Raw genomic sequence first — 18145 nt, forward strand, 5'->3', positions numbered from 1 at the left:
TTTTGTTGGAGACGAGCGTAAGGTCGGCGCAGCGATAGCACAATTGAAATGATTTGATCGCAGCAATCACGAATCGTTATGGATCTGAATCTTCGCGACATCCGCGCGTTCGTCACCGTCGCGCACGCCGGCAACTTCACGCGCGCGGCCGCGCGGCTGCACCTGTCGCAGCCGGCGCTGACCGTGCAGATCCGCCGGCTCGAGGAAATCGTCGGCGCGCGCCTGTTCGACCGCAACAGCCGCAGCGTCGCACTCACGCAGACCGGGCGCGAACTGCTGCCGCTGCTGCAGCGCTCGCTCGACGACATGGAGCGCGTGCTGCGCGATGCGCGCGCGCTCGGCGAAGGCGCGAGCGGCACGGTGCGGCTCGCGTGCCTGCCGACCTTCGCGTCCAGCGTGCTGCCTGAGTTGATCCAGTCGTTCCGGCGCGACGTGCCGCGCGCGGGCTTCGAGATTCGCGACGGCGTCGCGAGCCTCGTCACCGCGCTCGTGCGCAACGAGGAAGCCGATCTCGGGCTGACGGGCGGCGATGCGTTCGATGCGTCGCTGGAAGTGTTGTACACAGGCGCCGACCGGCTCGTCGTCGTGTGCCCGAAAGATCATCCGCTCGCGCGCAAGCGCCGCGTGAGCACCGCCGACGTCGCGGGCGTGCCGCTCGTGCTGACCGCGCAGGGCACGAGCGTGCGCAGCGTCGTCGACGCCGCGCTGGAAGCGGCCGGCTGCACGCCCGACATCGCGTGCGAGCCGACCTACATGATGACGGCCGTCGCGATGGTGCGCGGCGGCCTCGGCGTGACGATCCTGCCCGCGACCGCGCGCGAGGTGCGCGCCGAACCGGAGCTGGTCGCGAAGCCGATCGACGATCCCGCGTTCGTGCGGCCGATCGCGCTCGTCACGAAGTGCGGGCGCACGCTGCCGCGCGTCGCGCAGGCGTTCGCCGAAGCGATGCTGGCGGAATTGAAAAAGCGCGCGTGAGCCGCGCGCCCGGACCGGGAAAGAAAGCCTGCGTAACGCTTATTGCGCGTCCGGATCGACGTGCAGCGACTCGCCGATCGCATAGAAATTGCCGCCCGCGATGTAGTGCAGGCTGCGCAGCGCCGGATCGGCCGATTCGAAATACCAGTGGCCGTCGCGGAACACGCGCGTGTCGGACCACGCAGCGACCACCTCGCCGATGAACAGGTCGTAGGTCTGCTGGTTGTGCGGCTCGGGAATCAGCCTGCACGCGAGCCAGCCCGAGCAGCCGGCGACGAACGGCAGGTCATGGCCGTCGACGTCGAACAGCGTGACGCCCGCTTCACGCAGCTTGTCCGGCCGCTCGGCCAGACTGTGGCTGCCGACCGCGTGCGTGAGTTGCAACTGCGCGGCCGTCGGCACCTGGATCACGAACGTGCCGCTACGCTCGACGAGCTCGCGAGTCTTCGCGGACTTGTCGAGCACGACCGTCAGCTTCGGCGGCAGGAAGTCCAGCGCGCACGCCCACGCGGCGGCCATCACGTTGTCGACGCCGTCGTGGCGGGCCGACACGAGCACGGTCGGGCCGTGGTTGAGGAGACGGTAGGCTTTCTTCAGCTCCACCGGAGCGATGTGACTGTCCATACGGGTTCCTTGGAGAACGGCACGCACGGATGCCGTGCGGCACGGCGCCGGCCGGCGCGCCTGCGCGCGGCCCGGTACGAGGCCGCATTCTCGCACCCATTTTCAATCGGCGCAGACTCGCCCGATCCGTCACTTCGCGAACAGTTGCCCGATATCGCGGAACGCCTTGAACTCGAGCGCATTGCCGCACGGATCGAACAGGAACATCGTCGCCTGTTCGCCGACCTGCCCCTTGAACCGCACATACGGTTCGATCGCGAATGTCACGCCGAACGATTTCAACCGCTCGGCCAGCGCTTCCCAGCTCGCCCAGTCGAGCACGACTCCGAAATGCGGCACCGGCACGTCGTGACCGTCGACGGCATTCGTATGCGCGCCTTCCTGCGACGCCGTCTTCGGATGCTCGTGAATCACGAGCTGGTGCCCGTAGAAGTCGAAGTCGACCCACTGCGTGCTCGAACGCCCTTCTTCCAGCCCGAACACGCGGCCGTAGAAATCGCGCGCGGCCGGCAGGTCGTAGACGGGAATCGCCAGGTGAAACGGGGAAAGACTCATGGTTGCCTCGTGAAGGAACGCTCGCGTGGCGCGAGGATCGCACCATGGTAGACAACGCCAGGCAAAAATTAAATCAATATATAGTTTTGCCATTCACAAACGGAATTGATCAATGATCCGCGAGCTGAAAACCCTTGTCGCCGTCGCCCGCGAAGGCACGTTCGCCGCCGCGGGCAATCGTATCGGGCTGACGCAGGCGGCCGTCAGCGCGCAGATGCAGCGCCTCGAAGCCGAACTCGGCTTTGCGCTGTTCGACCGGCAAGGCCGCTCGGCCCGTCTCAACGAGATGGGCCATCACGTGCTCGACCAGGCGCAGGCGCTGATCCGCCAGTACGAGAACCTGAGCTCGACCGCGCCCGGCTCGCCGGCCGCCGTGCGCGTGACGATCGGCGCGATCGCGTCGGTGCAGGGCGCGCTGCTGCCGGCCGCGCTGGCCGATTTCCATCGCCGGCATCCCGCGTGCCGCACACGCGTGATACCGGGGCTGTCGATCGAGCTGGTCAACCGCGTCGACGCGGGCGAGATCGACATGGCCGCGATCATCCGGCCGCCGTTTTCGCTGCAGAGCGACCTGCACTGGACGACGCTCGCGCAGGAGCCGTTCCGGCTGATCGTGCCGCGCGGCGTGAAGGGCAAGGATTGGGCCGCGCTGCTCGCGAACGAGCCGTTCGTGCGCTACGACCGCGCGTCGTTCGGCGGCCGCCAGGTCGATCGTTTTTTGCGGAAGATGCACATCGCAGTGCGCGACACCTGCGAACTCGACGAGCTCGACGCGATCGTCAAGCTGGTCGAGAACGGTGTCGGCATCGCGATCGTGCCGCAGACCGCCGTGTATCGCCGCTGGCCGGCCGGCGTGCGCGCGATCGACCTCGGACACCACACGTTCCACCGCGACATCGGGCTCGTGCATCGCGCGCGGCGGACGATGTCGGAACCGGCGCAGATGCTGGCCCAACTAATAGAAGAGGCGTCGCGACGGCGCGCGCCGCCGCGGGCGGCCTGAGTCGCGCGACCGCACGGCGACGCCGTCGCCGTTGCGGATCAGCGCCGCCCGGCCGCCCAGTCGACGGCCGCGTCGAACAGCGCGAGCCCGGCCGGCGACAGGTTCGTAAACGTGTCGTTGTCGAGGAAGAACATCACGCGGCGCGCCGGCGCAAGCGCTTCGTAGTCCATCGTCGCGCCCTTCTCGTATGCGAAGATCGTGGCCTTGTCGGGTTGGCCGTACACGGTCGCGATCGTGATCGCACCGAGCCCCGGCTTGCCCCAGCTCATCGGCGCCTGCTTGCCGTACACGTTCGTCGCGCCGGCCGGCAAGCCGGCCGAAACCGGATGCGGCGCGTTGACGAGCCACAGGTAGCGCTCCTTGCCCGTTTCGCCGAAGTCGACGTCGTGACGCTTGCCCGTCATCGCGAGATCGTCGAGCAGGTCGTTTTCCCAGGTCACGAGCGGCTTGTCGAGCGTGCGCCAACCCGGCCGCACGTTCTTCGACGACACCGTCGACGAGATCACGACCAGGTCGGCATCGCGCGCCGCATCGGGCGTCGCCGATTCGTCGATCAGGCGCACCGCGTAGCCGCGTTCGCCGAGATGCTGGCCGATGCGCTCGTCGACCTTCAGGTTCGGGCCGCGCAACTGCACGAGCATCGCGACGCGCGTGACGGCCGGCGGTGCATCGGCTGCAAGCGCGGATGCCGGTACACCAGCGCCCAGGCCCGCACACAGCGCAAGCACCGACCCCGCGATCGTACGCAATGCGCGGCGCCGCGTGCCGGCGGCAACGGCGCGCACGGCGCCGGTCTTCATCTTCCGGTTCATCTGGATCTTCTCCGAAGCCGCGCGCCGTCGTTTCGGCCGCGCGGCGATTGCCTGGTCAGAACTGCAGCGTGGTCAGCAGCGACACCTGTCGCGCATCGCCGATCGCGACGAAGTAGCGGTTCGCGCTCGACGGGTAGTACGTGCGGTTGAACAGGTTCTTCACGTTGAGCTGAAACGACAGCTTCTGCTTGCCGATCCGCGTGTCGTACGTCGCGAACGCATCAGCAAGCACGTACGACGGCAGCGTGAAGCTGTTCGCCGAATCGCCGGGCCGCGCGCCGACGTAGCGGGCCGCCGCGCCGATGCGCAGGTCGTCGCCGCCGATCAGCGTACCGACGTCGTAGACGGCCGCGAGCGACGCGGTGTGCCGCGCGACGTTCCACAGCCGGTTGCCCGCGTACAGCGGATCCTCGACCGTCTTCGCATCGATGTACGCGTAGCTCGCGATCACGTTCACGCGTTCGCCGATCTTGCCCGTCAGGTCGAGCTCGACGCCGCGCGAGCGCGCCTTGCCCGACGTGCGCCAGTCGGTCAGCTTCGTCGTGTCGTTGAACTGCGACACGAGCACGTTCTTCTTGTCGATGTTGAACAGCGCGAGCGTGCCCGTCATCCCGCCCGGCAGATCGAGCTTGCCGCCGACCTCCCACGCGGTCGCCTCCTCGGGCGGCGTCGCGCCGTCGATCACGTAGCCCGATGCCATCGGCGCGATCGACGAAGACGGCTTCAGCGATTGCGAATAGCTGCCGTACAGCGAGAACGAATCGGTCCACTTGTAGACGACGCCCGCGCGCGGCAGCCACTTCGAGCCGCTGAGGTCGGTGTTGGCCTTGAACGGCCGGCCGCGCCCCGCGACCTGGTTGTACGTGATGTAGCGGATCCCGCCCGACACGATCCACTTGTCGGTCAGGTGGATGCTGTCCTGGAGGAACACCGACGTGTCGTGCAGCGTGTCGGTCTGGTCGCTGTCGCTCGCGGAAACGGTGCTCGACGGCGGCAGCAGCCCGTACACCGGATCGATATAACTGAACGGCGCCTTCACGGCCTGCCGCAGCAGGTCCTTGCGATAGATGCGGCGGTACTCGCTGTCGACGCCGAGTTGCACGTCGTGGCGCATCCCCGCGAGCGTCACCTTGCCGTTCACGTAAGCGATGCCGTAGCTGTCGGTGCTGAGCGAACCGTGCGTCGCGTCGTTGCTGCGCGACAGCGTGCCCTTCACCGGATCGACGCCGGTCGTGCGCAGCTGGTTCGCGTCGTAGGTCTCGCGGTTGTAGCTGTAGCCGAGATGCGCGCTCCAGTCCGCGTTGAACTGGTGATCGATGCTCAGTTGCGCGAGATGCGATTCGCCGTCCATGTTGTTGAACGGCTCGTCGATCCGCCGCCGCGCGGGAATGTCGAGCGGCGCATTGGTGCGCGGGTCGAGCGCGGTGCCGCGATCGAACGGCGAATGGAACTTGCGGTACTCGTAGGACACCACGACCTGCGTATCGCGGCCGTACCACGCGAGCGACGGTGCGACGAAGGTCTGCCGATATTCGCCGAAGTTGCGCCAGTACTGTTCGTTCGACTGGTCGACGATCAGCCGGTACGCGAGCCGCGAATCGCCGACCGGCCCCGTCGAGTCGAACGTCGCGCTGCCGCCGTTCTTGCCGTGCCCGAACGTCGACGCGCCGAGCGAGATCGCGTTGTAGCGCGTGAGTTGCGGCTGCTTGCTGACGACGTTGACGACGCCGCCCGGATCCATCAGCCCGTACAGCAGCGACGTCGGCCCCTTGAGCACCTCGACGCTGTCGACCGCTGCGTTGAACGAACGCCCCTGCACGATCGGCATGCCGTTGTGCATGACCGAGCCGTCGCGGTTGTCGCCGAAGCCGCGCTTCATGATCGTGTCCTGCGTGCCCGCGAGCGTGTTGCCCTGCGTGATGCCGCTCACGTTACCGAGCGCGTCGTCGAGATTGCGCGGACGCTGGTCGCGCAGCACCTGTGCGGGCACGATGTTGACCGCCTGCGCGGTGTCGAGCAGCGGAATCTCGGAACGCAGCACGCCCGCTTCCTTCGGCGCGCGATAGCTTTCGGCCCGCAGCGCGCGGGTGCGCACCGTGATCGCCGGCAGTTCGGCGGCGGCCGCCGCGCCGGTCGCCGCGGGCCGTGCAACCGAACCGTTCGCGCGCATCAGCGTGTAGCCGCCGCCCGGCTGGCGCAGCGCGACGAGCCCCGTACCCGCCAGCAGGCGGTCGAGCGCACCGTCGACGTCGAACCGGCCCTGCACGCCGCCACTCGTCAGGCCGGCCGTCAGCTCGGTCGGAAACGCGAGCAGGATGCCCGCGTCGCGCCCGAACCGGTTCAGCGTCGCTTCGAGCGGGCCGGCTGGAATGTCGAGCGCGCGACGCGATGCGCGCTGCGCGGCAGGCGCCGCATCGGCGTCGGTGTCGGCCAGCGGGGGCAGCGGCAGCAGCGCCGACAGAAGGACGGCGCCGGCCAGCCGGCACGCGAAGCGGCCCGGTGCGGCGGGCGCGGCCGGGCGCAATGCACGCGGCAGATGACGGGCGGGCGCCGGGCGGCGCCGATACGTGAGACGGATGGAAACCATGATCGGAGAGTCGGTGGACGATGGGCCAGTGCTGCTTTCATTACCCATGTCACGCGAACATCGAGAAACAGCTCAGGTCGGCGGAGAATTTTTTCGCAGCGCTCACGATCGGGCCGGCACGACCGTTGCCCAGTAGCGCGTCAGGTAGTCGACGTCGATCGGCAGCGTCGCCTTCAGCGTGTCGAGCACGCGCGCCGGATCGTCGAGCGGATAGGTGCCCGACACGAGCAGGTCGGCCACGGCCGCATCGCAGCGCAGGCTGCCGCGGCGATAGCGGTCGAGCTCGGCGACGAGGTCGGCCAGCCGCATGCGCGACGCGACGAGCATGCCGTCCGTCCACGCGGACGCATACGCAGCGAGCGGCGCCGGCTCGCCGATGGCGTCGCGCGTGAAATCAGCACCCTCTCCCGCCGCGATCACGCGCGCGCCGGCCGTCGCGTCGACCGGCTGCACGCGCACGGCCCCGGCGAACACCTCGATGCGCGTCGCGCCGTCGCGCTGCCGTACCGCGAAGCGCGTGCCGAGCGGCCGCAGCTCGCCCTGCGCGGTTGCGACGACGAGCGGCCGTGCGGGCACGCGATCGTCGTGGCCGCTCGTCACCATGATCGTGCCGCGCAGCAGGCGCAGGCGACGCACGGTGTCGTCGAAGCGCACGTCGAGCGCCGTATCGGTATCGAGCACGACGACCGTGCGGTCCGCGAGCGTCACCGCGCGCCGTTCGCCAACCGCCGTTCGCAGATCGGCCGGCCAGATCGCCGCACGGCGCGCGGGCTCGGCCATCCACGCGGCACCACCCGCAAACAGCAGCACGGCCAGCGCCTTCACGGCCGCGCGGCGGCGGCCCGCACGCGGCGGCAGCAACGCCGCGTGCGCGGCCTGCGTATCGATCCCGGCCGCCAGCCTGCCGAACCTGCGCTGCATCGTTTCGATATGACGCCATGCCGCGTCGTGCGCCGGATCCTCGGCACGCCAGCGCGCGAGCGCGGCCTCGAATGCGTCGTCCGTGCGGCCGGTCTGCCGGTCGACCCACCATTCGACTGCACGACGCGCGACATGCGGCGGCACCGCCGGCGCTCCCGGGGCGGCCATCGGTCAGGCCGCCATCGCGAAGAAGCACTGCGTGCCGGCCTTCACGAGATGGCGCTTCACCGTCGCGAGCGACACGCCGAGTTCGCGCGCGATCTCGGCCTGCGTGAGGCCATCGAGCTGCGCGAGCAGGAACGCGCGCTTCGCCGCGAGCGGCAGGCCGTCGAGCAGCCGGTCGATTTCCAGCAGCGTCTCGAGCACGACGGCCCGCTCCTCCGGCGACGGCGCATGCGCTTCCGGACGCTGCACGAGCACGTCGAGATACGCGCGCTCGATCTGCTCGCGCCGCCAGTGGTTGCTCAGCACGCGTTGTGCGACCGTCGTCAGGAACGCGCGCGGCTCGTCGGCGCCGATCGGCTCGTCGCGCACGAGCAGGCGCATGAACGTGTCGTGCGCCAGGTCGGCCGCGCGGTGCGCGCAACCGAGCTTCCGGCTCAGCCAGCCGCGCAGCCACGCGTGATGGCCGGCATAGAGGGCGTCGATTTCTCGATGGAGAGACAGCTTGTCAGCGGACATGGCCGGGTTCCGGAGTGTGCAGGCGGCGGCAATTTTGTAAATGAGAATGATTATTATATACAAAAGCGAGCTTACGACCGTGGTTTCGGTGCGCGGCGGCTACGCGACAGCGATGGATGGCGAAGCCGCGGTGCCGTCGCCGGCCGCAGGCGACACGCCATTAACACATTCATTACAGTCCGGCCAATTCAATTCATTAAACAATTATTTGACGGATCCATAACAATAGTCCGGCCGCCGCCATTCCTCCGAAAATCACCGGAAATTATCACGAGATATGTAAAACGCCATATATAAATCGCGAAATGAAAACCAATTGATACACGATCGTCAATAATTCAAATCCATCAATAGTGAATTTCGGGGTACATCACTGTCTGCGTCAGGCCACAAAAGAGAATTTCATTTTTGCCGTTTTATTCCGAATCTGTAGTCTCCTGCCATTCCGGATCACGAACACGAGCCAATGCGCAAGGAGATGAAATGAAACGCACGACCCTCTCTCTGATTTCCGTCGCGTCATTCGCGGCAATGCCCGTCGCGCATGCGCAGTCGAGCGTCACGCTGTATGGCGTGATCGACACGTCGATCACCTACGTGAACCATGCGCAGGGCAAGGACAACGCGTGGATGCTCGGCAACAGCAGCGCGGGCAACCTGGCCGGCAGCCGCTGGGGCGTGAAAGGCACCGAGGATCTCGGCGGCGGGCTGAAGGCGCTGTTCCAGCTCGAGAACGGCTTCGACCCGAGCAACGGCCGGCAGGGCCAGGGCAGCCGCCTGTTCGGCCGCCAGGCGTTCGTCGGCCTGACGAGCGACCGCTACGGCACGCTCACGTTCGGCCGTCAGTACGATCCGCTCGTCGACCTCGTGCAGGGCATCACCGCCGATAATTACCTCGGCAGCGTATTCGCGACGCCGGGCGACGTCGACAACTACGACAACAGCTTCCGCGTCGACAACGCGGTGAAGTACACGTCGGCCGTCTATTCGGGCCTGCAGTTCGCGGCGATGTACTCGTTCGGCGGCATCGCCGGCAGCACCGGCTCCGCGCAGTCGTATTCGGCCGCCGTGTCGTACAACAACGGCCCGTTCAGCATCGCGGGCGGGTACTTCCACGCGACCAACAGCCCCGCGTCGAACGGCCTGCGCAGCGGCTGGACCAGCTCGTCGGACGGCACGTTCGACGGCCCGATCAACAACGGTTATGCAAGCGCGCACTCGATCGGCATCGCGCGCATCGCCGGCCAGTACGTCGCCGGCCCGTTCACGTTCGGCCTCGGCTACAGCAACGCGCAGTACCGCCGCGACGCGAGCTCGGTGTTCGGCTCGAACGAGCACTACAACACGGGGCAAGGCTTCGTGAACTACCAGGCGACGAACGCGCTGCTCGTCGGCGTCGGCTACAGCTACACGCGCTCGGGCGGCGACACGTCGGCCACCTATCACCAGGTATCGGCCGGCGCGGACTACAACCTGTCGAAGCGCACCGACGTCTACCTGACCGCCGCCTACCAGCACGCGAGCGGCCAGACCGGCGACGGCAACGGCGGCTCGATGGCCGCACAGGCATCGATCGGTTCGTACGGCTATGCGGGCACGAGCTCGCAGACGATGGTCAACCTCGGCCTGCGTCACCGCTTCTGATGCGAAGCGGCCGGTTGCGCGCCGCGCGGCCGGCCGGAACCGCATGCACCCGCACGGCGGCTTCGGCCGCCGTTGTCTTTCGGTCGTCTTTTCATCGCCCTTTCCGGCCCGGATACCGACTGCCGGGCGATTTCCATTCCGCTTGATTCAGCGCCGTTTTCCCGGCATGACTGACGCGATGCGTCAGTATTCAGCGCATCGCCACCGCACCGGCATTCGCCTGAAAGGCGGCCATTTTTACCGATCCAACTTTGTCGCGGCCGGTGATCCGACGCGATAAAAAGGCGGGGCGAGCGCCTGGGCAAATGCAAAGGAAAGTTTGACGCGAGCCATTTGTCTGCGCGCTATGGCACACTTCGCGTCTCTCGTCATTTCCTTGCACCGGGCGGCCGGATTCCGCCCCATCCTGCCATGCCGCGTCAGACAACCCGTTCGATCAGCCGCGAAACGCTGAAAGTCGCCTCGACGATTGCGATGTCGTGCGTGCTGCACGGCGTCGCGCGCGCCGATTGCCTCGACGACGCGGCCGCGTTCCAGCACGTGAGCGTCGCCCTGATGCGCGGCATCGCGCAGGTCGAATCGGGGATGAATCCGAACGCCGTCAATACGAATACGAACGGCACGGTCGACATCGGCCTGATGCAGATCAACAGCACGTGGCTGCCGACGCTCGCGCGCGAAGGCATCACGCGGGAGAGCCTGTTCGATGCATGCACGAACGCGTATGTCGGCGCGTGGATCCTGTCGCAGAACATCCGCCAGCTCGGCCCCAACTGGAACGCGATCGGCGCGTACAACTCCGCGTCGCCCGACAAGCGCCTCGCGTATGCGCGCAAGGTCTATGATGCAATCCGGACCATGCCGGATTCGCCGGATACTCCCATGCCCATCCTTCCGCCCTCCTTTACGCCGCCGCAACAGCAACAGGCGTACAACCCGTTCGCGAGCCTGAGCGTGTCGGCGCCGCAGCCCGTCACGCGCCCGCGCACGATATCGTCGGCCCCGCCTCCTCCTCCGCCGCAAGGCGGACCTGCCGGTCCGGCCGGTACGTACAACTTCGGATGGACGGTCACGGGCGCGGACCAGGCGAAGCCGACCCAGGTGTTCGACGACGGTGCGCGGATCTACGTGCAGTTCAGCGACATGAAACACGTGCCGGCGATCTTCACCGAAACGTCGTCGGGCCGCGTGCTGATGTCGTGGGAGCTGCAGTTTCCGTATGCCGTCTTGACGCGCCCCGCGCAAACGTTGATCTTCCAGTTGGGGCCGTTCGAGGCGCGTGCGCAGCGCGGCGCGGCCGGGATGACGGCACAGGCGGCCGGGACGCAGCGGCCCGGGGCTTCGACTTCGGCGCAGTCCGCATCGAAAGCGGCTGCGAATACGCCGGCGACGCGTACGGCGTCGGCCGATGCGCTGTGGTATCTGAACACGCCGTCGACGTCGGGCGCGACGGCGACGGCGTCGAATACGCCGAGTACGGCCAATATGCCGAATACGGCCGCCACGTGGCCGACTGCGGTGACGTCGAATACGCCGCCGACGACCCCAACGACCAAGGCGCCGGCTGCGGCCGCTCAGCCGGCGCGCGTCAGCACGGATGCGCTGTGGTACATCTCGAAATAGCGCACCCGCGCTGCCGGCTGCACACTGGTGGCGGCGATCGCCGCTTGATGGTCGGCCGCCATTCGATGGCGCTCATGCGGTCCGCCGGTTGCCGTTCCGCAGTGCCGTGGTTCATCGAGAATCACACGCGGATAGTGTGAGCGATGCCGGCAGCGAACGCACCTCCCGCCGACCGCGTCGATCACCCGCGCCGCACCCACACCACCTTTCCGTCGCGAATGCCGAGATCGCGACGATCTTCCCGATAATCCATCGTGCCCGGCAACGACTTGCCGTCACGCTCGAGCACGCGCCACTGGCAGCCGTCGAGCAATGCGGCCGCTTCGGCCTCGCTCTTGCCGATCAGCGCGTCATCCGGCCCCGCGTCTGCCTTGCATGCGCGCGACACGCCCGGCTGCCCGGCGTTCGCCGAAGCGCCGCCGCCATTCGCGTTCTTCGTGTTCATGTCCGCACATCCGGCAAACGTTGCGCCCGCAACGAGCGCAACCATCATCGTGATCGCTTTCTTCATCGATTTCTCCGTTATGCCCGGCCGGCGAACGCGCGACGTTCCGGCCGACCGGGCCTGTTCCATCCGTGACCGGTTGCGCGCGCAACCTGCATTGCCGAAGCGGCGCCGTCACGGGCCCGGCTCGATGCCGAAGCCTCGAGCATGTTACCGCACGCGATTGACCATGACGACGCGACGCCGAATCCTGCTTCGCCTGCGCGTGCGCGATCGAACCGCGCAGCGGATCGGCGTCGGCCGCGCTCAGAACTTGTACGTCACGCCGGTCATTCCGGAATAGTTGCTGCGCGTCTGCACGATCGGGCTGTCGCCGTAGCGCCCCAGCAGCCGCGTGAAGCTGCCGGTCGCGTGCACCGACCAGTGCCGCGACACGTCCCAGTTCCACGCGACCGACATCGTCGCGCTGTCGACGCCGCCGCTCGTCGAGTAGGGTCTGAATCCGCTCGTCATCGACTGCGCATCGGTCACGCCGTAGAACGTCTGCATATACCGTCCCGTGCCCGCATGCACGCTGCCCGTCACGACGATCTCGTGCCGCCCGGCCTTGAACACGGGCACCGCGAGATCGAGGTGCCCGGACAGGCCGCGCGACGTATGCGTGACCGGCGCGTCGACCGTGACGCTCAGTTCGCCGCCGTCCAGCAGCTTCACGCCCGCACGCATGCCGACCAGCACCGAGCCCGGAACACGGCCCATTCCCTTCAGGTGGTCCGAGCCCGGCAGACCGAAGCGGTTTTCGTCAGCGCGGCCCGCGTCGTAGCCCACCGCCGCCGACACAAACGCGCCGTTCGGCAGATTCAGCCGATAGCCGGCCCCCGCACCGGTGTCGATGAAAAAGCCGTTGCCGAACATCGCCGAAAACGACGGCCCGACGACGACGCGATACTGGTTGCTGCCCTGGTAGCGCGGCGCGACGCCGCCGCCAAGCGATATCGCGTACTGGTTTTCGGCGTGGGCGACGGCGGCCAGGGTCAGGCCGGCAAGCGGCATGCAATAGCGGGAGAAGTGGAGGAATGGACGCACAATATCGAGATAAGAATGACGAAGCCCGAAGTCTAGGTGCGGCCGCGCGGCGGAACTGTCCGGAATCTGCGGTGAATCTGTGCCCAATTGTGTTCGAGTGTTCCCGATTGTCTTGCGGTGGCTCAGGCCGCCGCAACGCGGATAGAATTCGAGTGCCGCGCCGCGCCCGCCTGCCGGAGTGCCAGACGACGCGAGCATTTCGGGGAGACCATGAACGACAATCCGCTCAAATACCGTGTGCTGCTGATCGAGGACGACGACCGCCTCGCGCAGCTCGTACGCGAATATCTCGACGGCTATGAATTCGCGGTGACGGTCGTGCGACGCGGCGATCTCGCGGTCGCCGCGGTGCGCGAACACCGGCCCGCGCTCGTGATACTCGATCTGATGCTGCCGAATCTCGACGGGATGGAAGTCTGCCGGCGCATTCGCGCGTTCACCAACGTCCCGGTGCTGATTCTCACCGCGCGCGCCGACGTCTACGACCAGGTCGCCGGCCTCGAACTCGGCGCCGACGACTACGTGACGAAGCCGATCGAGCCGCGCGTGCTGGTCGCGCGTGCGCGTGCGCTGCTGCGGCGCGCGCAGCCCGCCGCACCCGCATCGCCCGCCGATGCGCCGCAAGCCCTCGTGTTCGGCGAGCTGACGATTTCGCCGCCGAACCGCACGGTCACGTGGCGCGGCGAACTCGTCGACCTGAAGACCGCCGAATTCAATCTGCTGCTGATCCTCGCGCGCGCGGCCGGCACGGTGCTGAGCCGCGACGACATCCTGAAGCAGCTGCGCGGAATCGAGTTCGACGGGCTCGACCGCTCGGTCGACTCGGGCATCTCGAAGCTGCGCCGCCGCTTCGAGGACGCATCATCGGAGCCGCACCGGATCAAGACGATCTGGGGCCGCGGCTATCTGTTCAGCCCTTCCGCGTGGGACGAGTGAATGCTGCGCCCGTTGATCAAGCTGTACCTCATCGTGATCCTGTGCTGCGCGGCATCGATCGTGTTCATTCAATACGCGTTCGACCGGATCTTCTCCGAGCGCGTTGCTCAGGCGCAGCGCGATTCGCTGACCACCTACGCGTTCGTGCTGAACGACTACCTCGAACGTCATCCGGGCGCGCAGCGCGCGCTCGCCCTGCGCGAACTCGCGCAGCACGGCAACGAACGATTCGGCTTCCTGACGATGGCCGACGCCCGCACCCAACTGAGCGGTGCGCCGCTGCGCGACCTCGAAGCGGGCAGGATCGCAATCAGCTACAACCGCAAGAACTACTACATGCCGCTCGCCGACGGCTCGGTGCTGCACGCGCGCCCGATCGAGCCGGCCGACCTCGACATCAGGATATATGCGTATCTGGTCGTCGCGCTCGCGGCGCTGTTCGCCGTCGCGCTGTGGACCTACTATCACTGGCGCGACCTGCGCAAGCTCCAGGCGGCCGCGCATGCATTCGGCGCCGGCGATCTGTCGACGCGCATGAAGCTGTCGGGCCGCTCGAACGTCTATGCGTTGTCGCAGCAGTTCAACGACATGGCCGAGCGGATCGAGGCGTCGATCACGCAGCAGCGCGAAATGATGCACGCGATCTCGCACGAACTGAAGACGCCGCTCGCACGCCTCGAATTCGGGCTCGCGCTGCTCGCCGAGCCCGACGAAACGGGGCGCATGCGCGCACGCCGCGATGCGCTGCGGCACGACGTGCGCGAACTCGACGAACTCGTCACCGAGCTGCTGACGATCGGCCGGCTCGAACAAGGCGCGAGCCAGCTCGCGCCGATGGAAGTCGTCGTCGATGCGCTGATCGACAGCGTCGCCGGCAACGTCGCGAACGACATCGCCGATCGCGGGATCACGCTCGACGTGTCGACGTGCGGCGCGCCCGCCACCTACGTATGCGATCCGAAGCTCGTCGCGCGTGCGTTGCTGAACCTGATCCGCAACGGCGCGCGCTATGCGTCGCACACGGTACGGCTGTCCGCGACGAGCGACGCGTCCGGCATGCTGGTGCTGAGCGTCGACGACGACGGCCCCGGCATTCCGGCCGTCGAGCGCGCGCGCGTGTTCGAACCGTTCCAGCGGCTCGACTCCAGCCGCGACCGGCAGACCGGCGGCTTCGGGCTCGGGCTCGCGATCGTGCGGCGCGTTGCGCTGGTGCACGGCGGCTATGTGCGGCTCGAGGATTCGCCGCTTGGCGGCGCACGCTTCGTGATCACGCTGCCCGCGCGAACGCTGGCGGACAGTCTCTTCGACGTAGCGGGAACCATCGCCCGCGCCGACGCGCCCGGCGACAGCACGAGCACAGCCACACCGCCGCGCTGAAGCGCACGACAGGGCACCGCCCCGCCCTCGCCTGACGGCGTGCCGCCAGCGCGTGCGCTGCCGCTCAGCGTCGGCGCAGCAGCGCGACGAAGAACAGGCTGCCGAACAGCGCGGTCACGATGCCGATCGGTAAATCCTCCGGCGCCGCGAGCGTACGGGCCGCGACATCGGCCCACACGAGCAGGATCGCGCCCGTCAGCGCGGCGACCGGCAGCAGCCTGCCGTGCTCGGCGCCGACCACGCGACGGCACAGATGCGGCGTCACGAGCCCGACGAAGCCGATCGCGCCGCTCACCGCGACCATCGCGCCCGTCGCGAACGATGCGACGACAAACACCTCGCGCCGCATCGGCGCGCTCGCCACGCCGAGCGCGGCCGCCGCGACATCGCCCGACATCAGCGCATTCAGTTCGCGCCGGCGGGCGTACATCACACCGCCGGCGAGCGCCGCGCACACGGCCGGCACCGGCAGCAGATCCCAACGCGCGAGCCCGACACCGCCGAGCATCCAGAACAGCACCGACGACGTGGCGCGTTGGTCGCCGAGATACAGCAGCAGGTTGCCGAACGCGGCCATCATGAACGACACCGATACGCCCGCGAGCAGCAAGCGATCCGATTCGAGCCGGCCGCGCCGGTAAGCAAGCGCGACGACGCACGCGGTCGCCGCAAGCGCGCCCGCGAAGGCGGCGGCCGACAGCGTGAACGGGCCGAACGCCGCGCCAGTCACCACCGTGACCGCGACGGCGCCGAGCATCGCGCCCGCGCTCACGCCGAGCAGGTGCGGATCGGCGAGGCGGTTTGCGGTCGCCGCCTGCAACGCGACACCGACCGCCGCCAGCGTCGCGCCGACAATCGCGGCCAGCAGCGCACGCGGCATCCGGATCAGCCACACGATGCTGTCGTCCCCCGCGCCCGCCGCAAGCGCGCCGGCAGCGCCGAACGCCGACGCGATATGCGTGGCGACGATCCGCACCGCGACCGGCATCGCGATCGGCGCGGGACCGAACGCGGCCGACACGACGATCGACACGATCAGCAGCACGGCAAGCGCCGGCAGCACCACGCGCATGCCGGGCCGCGACGCCTGCATGGCCGCGCTCATCGCGCCGGCCCGGCGAACGCGGCCGGATACAGCGCGCGCGCGAGCGTCTCGACGGCCGCTACGTTCTCGGGTCCCGGCGTCGCCGCATCGTACGGAATCACGACGAAGCGCCGGTCGCGGATCGCGGCCACGCGCGCGAGCGCCGGCTGGCTCGACAGGAACTGCTGCTTCTGCACGGCCGTCACGGCCGAATAGTCGACGATCACGATGACCTGCGGATCGCGTGCGACCACGCTCTCCCAGTTCACCTGCGTCCAGCTGCGCGGCACGTCGTCCATCACGTTGCGCGCGCCCGCCGCCGCCAGCAGCGCGGTCGGCATCGCAAGCGCGCCCGCCGTCATCGGCTTGTCGGTGCCGCTGTCGTAGACGAACGCGCGCAGCGGCTCCGGGCGCCCGATCGCGCGCGACACTGCCGCGAGACGTGCGCGCATCGCGGCGACGACCTGCGCGGCGCGCGCATCGACGCCGAAGATCCGGCCGAGATTGTTCAGGTCCCGGAACACGTCGTCGAACGACGCGGCTGATTGCTTCATCACATGCGAGCACGATTCGGTCAGTTCATACGTGCGGATGCCGAACGGCGCGAGCGTCGCGGGCGTCACCGGGCCGCCGACATGCATCCCGTAGTTCCAGCCCGCGAGATAGAAGTCGGCGCGCGCGGCGGCCAGCACCTCGAGCGACGGATACTGGCTCGCCAGTTCGGGCACGCCGCGCAATGCGTCACGCACTCGCGCGGTGCCCGTCTTCCAGCCACCGATGCCCGTATAGCCGACGAGCCGGTCCTTCAGGCCGAGCACGAGCATCATCTCGGTCAGGTTCACGTCGTTGCTCACCGCGCGGGTCGGTGCGCGCTCGAACGTCACGTCGCGGTTGCAACTGCGCACGGTGACGGGATACGCGCCCGCGTGAACGGCGGCGCAGCCGAGCACGGCCGCGGCCACCAGCCGGCGGGATACGAAGGACGAGGCAGGTAACGGCATGGCGGTCATTCCGGATGAAGCGGCGTGATACGCGGCCGGCCCGTGACGGGATGCCGATCGACGAGCGCGGCGACGCCGAACACGTCGCGCAGCAGCGCTTCGGTCAGCACGTCGTCCGGCGCGCCGGACGCGACGACCCGGCCGTGCGCGAGCACATGGAGCCGGTCGCAATACGCGGCCGCGAGGTTGAGGTCGTGAATCGTCGCGAGCGTCGCGATGCCGAGGCGCCGCACGCGCGCGAGCAGTTCGAGCTGGTGACGCAGGTCGAGATGGTTGGTCGGTTCGTCGAGCAGCAGCAGTTCCGGTTGCTGCGCGAGCGCACGGGCCAGCAACGCACGCTGCTTCTCGCCGCCCGACAGCGACGCGAAGCGTTGCGCACGGCGCTCGGCGAGGCCGACGTCGTGTAGCGCGGATTCGACGATCCGGCGATCGTCGGCCGACTCCGCATCGAACGGCCGCTTGTGCGGCGTGCGGCCCATGCCGACCAGTTCGTCGACCGTCAGCCCGAAATCGTCCGGCGTCTCCTGCTGCAGCACCGCGATCCGTTGCGCGACCGCGCGCGGCCGCATGCGCCACACATCCTGCGCATCGAAGGCAACATCGCCCGCATCCGGCCGCGCGTAACGGAACACGCAGCGCAGCAGGCTCGTCTTGCCGCTGCCGTTCGGGCCGACCAGCCCGACGAACTCTCCCGCGGCGACGCTCAGCGTCACCGAATCGAGCACGGCGAGCGCGCCGCCGGGAGACCAGCTCACGCGATCGATGTCGAGCATGTGCACCACTGAAGGCTC

General features: G+C 68.1%; 17 protein-coding genes. 6 read left to right on the forward strand and 11 right to left on the reverse strand.

Going from position 1 to position 18145, the window contains the following annotated elements:
- The first annotated feature begins 78 nt into the window (after positions 1–78).
- The gene (locus tag ACPUER_RS15380; protein ID WP_425131502.1) at positions 79–975 is read left to right on the forward strand and encodes a LysR family transcriptional regulator; all 897 of its coding nucleotides are present in this window, start codon (positions 79–81) and stop codon (positions 973–975) included.
- 39 nt (positions 976–1014) lie between these two features.
- On the opposite strand, the gene ACPUER_RS15385 is transcribed toward ACPUER_RS15380, so the two are convergent.
- Both ACPUER_RS15385 and ACPUER_RS15390 read right to left on the reverse strand, forming a co-directional pair.
- Positions 1015–1599, reverse strand: coding sequence for a flavin reductase family protein (locus ACPUER_RS15385; protein ID WP_175750011.1), 585 nt, complete (start codon positions 1597–1599; stop codon positions 1015–1017).
- 129 nt (positions 1600–1728) lie between these two features.
- Positions 1729–2154 carry a VOC family protein gene (locus ACPUER_RS15390; RefSeq protein WP_175963870.1) on the reverse strand — a complete coding sequence of 142 codons (426 nt, stop codon included), beginning with the start codon at positions 2152–2154 and terminating at the stop codon, positions 1729–1731.
- Between the two features lie 112 nt (positions 2155–2266).
- On the opposite strand from ACPUER_RS15390, the gene ACPUER_RS15395 reads away from it, so the two are divergent.
- Positions 2267–3157 carry a LysR family transcriptional regulator gene (locus tag ACPUER_RS15395; RefSeq protein ID WP_425131503.1) on the forward strand — a complete coding sequence of 297 codons (891 nt, stop codon included), beginning with the start codon at positions 2267–2269 and terminating at the stop codon, positions 3155–3157.
- Positions 3158–3195: 38 nt separating this feature from the next.
- Here the strand turns inward: ACPUER_RS15395 and ACPUER_RS15400 are convergent, their stop codons facing one another.
- The 4 genes from ACPUER_RS15400 to ACPUER_RS15415 are packed head-to-tail and all read right to left on the reverse strand — an operon-like array spanning position 3196 to position 8158.
- A complete protein-coding gene (locus tag ACPUER_RS15400) occupies positions 3196–3969 on the reverse strand; it encodes a hypothetical protein (RefSeq protein ID WP_175963872.1) in 774 nt (257 codons plus the stop codon).
- Between the two features lie 55 nt (positions 3970–4024).
- Entirely contained in the window at positions 4025–6604 is a 2580-nt protein-coding gene (locus ACPUER_RS15405; protein WP_425131504.1) for a TonB-dependent siderophore receptor, read from the reverse strand.
- Positions 6605–6658: 54 nt separating this feature from the next.
- Positions 6659–7645, reverse strand: a complete 987-nt coding sequence (locus ACPUER_RS15410; protein ID WP_425131505.1) for a FecR domain-containing protein — start codon at positions 7643–7645, stop codon at positions 6659–6661.
- A 3-nt stretch (positions 7646–7648) separates the two neighbouring features.
- Positions 7649–8158 carry a sigma-70 family RNA polymerase sigma factor gene (locus ACPUER_RS15415; RefSeq protein WP_425131506.1) on the reverse strand — a complete coding sequence of 170 codons (510 nt, stop codon included), beginning with the start codon at positions 8156–8158 and terminating at the stop codon, positions 7649–7651.
- A 483-nt stretch (positions 8159–8641) separates the two neighbouring features.
- Here ACPUER_RS15415 and ACPUER_RS15420 point away from each other — a divergent pair, with 483 nt between their 5' ends.
- Both ACPUER_RS15420 and ACPUER_RS15425 read left to right on the forward strand, forming a co-directional pair.
- Positions 8642–9802 carry a porin gene (locus tag ACPUER_RS15420; protein WP_175963877.1) on the forward strand — a complete coding sequence of 387 codons (1161 nt, stop codon included), beginning with the start codon at positions 8642–8644 and terminating at the stop codon, positions 9800–9802.
- Positions 9803–10213: 411 nt separating this feature from the next.
- Positions 10214–11425, forward strand: a complete 1212-nt coding sequence (locus ACPUER_RS15425) for a transglycosylase SLT domain-containing protein (RefSeq protein ID WP_310134798.1) — start codon at positions 10214–10216, stop codon at positions 11423–11425.
- A gap of 181 nt (positions 11426–11606) precedes the next feature.
- Here ACPUER_RS15425 and ACPUER_RS15430 read toward each other — a convergent pair whose 3' ends face one another.
- Both ACPUER_RS15430 and ACPUER_RS15435 read right to left on the reverse strand, forming a co-directional pair.
- A complete protein-coding gene (locus ACPUER_RS15430) occupies positions 11607–11936 on the reverse strand; it encodes a hypothetical protein (protein WP_310134801.1) in 330 nt (109 codons plus the stop codon).
- Between the two features lie 240 nt (positions 11937–12176).
- Entirely contained in the window at positions 12177–12923 is a 747-nt protein-coding gene (locus tag ACPUER_RS15435) for a MipA/OmpV family protein (protein WP_175963880.1), read from the reverse strand.
- A 243-nt stretch (positions 12924–13166) separates the two neighbouring features.
- On the opposite strand from ACPUER_RS15435, the gene ACPUER_RS15440 reads away from it, so the two are divergent.
- Positions 13167–13892 (forward strand): response regulator, encoded by a 726-nt coding sequence (locus ACPUER_RS15440; protein WP_310134804.1) that lies wholly within the window; start codon positions 13167–13169, stop codon positions 13890–13892.
- On the forward strand, positions 13893–15269 hold the full coding sequence (locus ACPUER_RS15445) for an ATP-binding protein (protein WP_175963882.1): 1377 nt from the start codon (positions 13893–13895) through the stop codon (positions 15267–15269). It begins immediately after the preceding gene.
- Positions 15270–15333: 64 nt separating this feature from the next.
- Here the strand turns inward: ACPUER_RS15445 and ACPUER_RS15450 are convergent, their stop codons facing one another.
- The 3 genes from ACPUER_RS15450 to ACPUER_RS15460 are packed head-to-tail and all read right to left on the reverse strand — an operon-like array spanning position 15334 to position 18127.
- Positions 15334–16374 (reverse strand): FecCD family ABC transporter permease, encoded by a 1041-nt coding sequence (locus tag ACPUER_RS15450; protein WP_425131507.1) that lies wholly within the window; start codon positions 16372–16374, stop codon positions 15334–15336.
- Entirely contained in the window at positions 16371–17363 is a 993-nt protein-coding gene (locus tag ACPUER_RS15455) for an ABC transporter substrate-binding protein (protein WP_425131508.1), read from the reverse strand. The genes ACPUER_RS15450 and ACPUER_RS15455 overlap by 4 nt, the downstream gene beginning before the upstream one ends.
- Positions 17360–18127, reverse strand: a complete 768-nt coding sequence (locus ACPUER_RS15460; RefSeq protein WP_425131523.1) for an ABC transporter ATP-binding protein — start codon at positions 18125–18127, stop codon at positions 17360–17362. The genes ACPUER_RS15455 and ACPUER_RS15460 overlap by 4 nt, the downstream gene beginning before the upstream one ends.
- Positions 18128–18145: the final 18 nt, after the last annotated feature.

Origin of the sequence: Burkholderia sp. DN3021 (genome assembly GCF_049805555.1) — a bacterium.
Taxonomy (GTDB): Bacteria; Pseudomonadota; Gammaproteobacteria; order Burkholderiales; family Burkholderiaceae; genus Burkholderia; species Burkholderia pyrrocinia_C.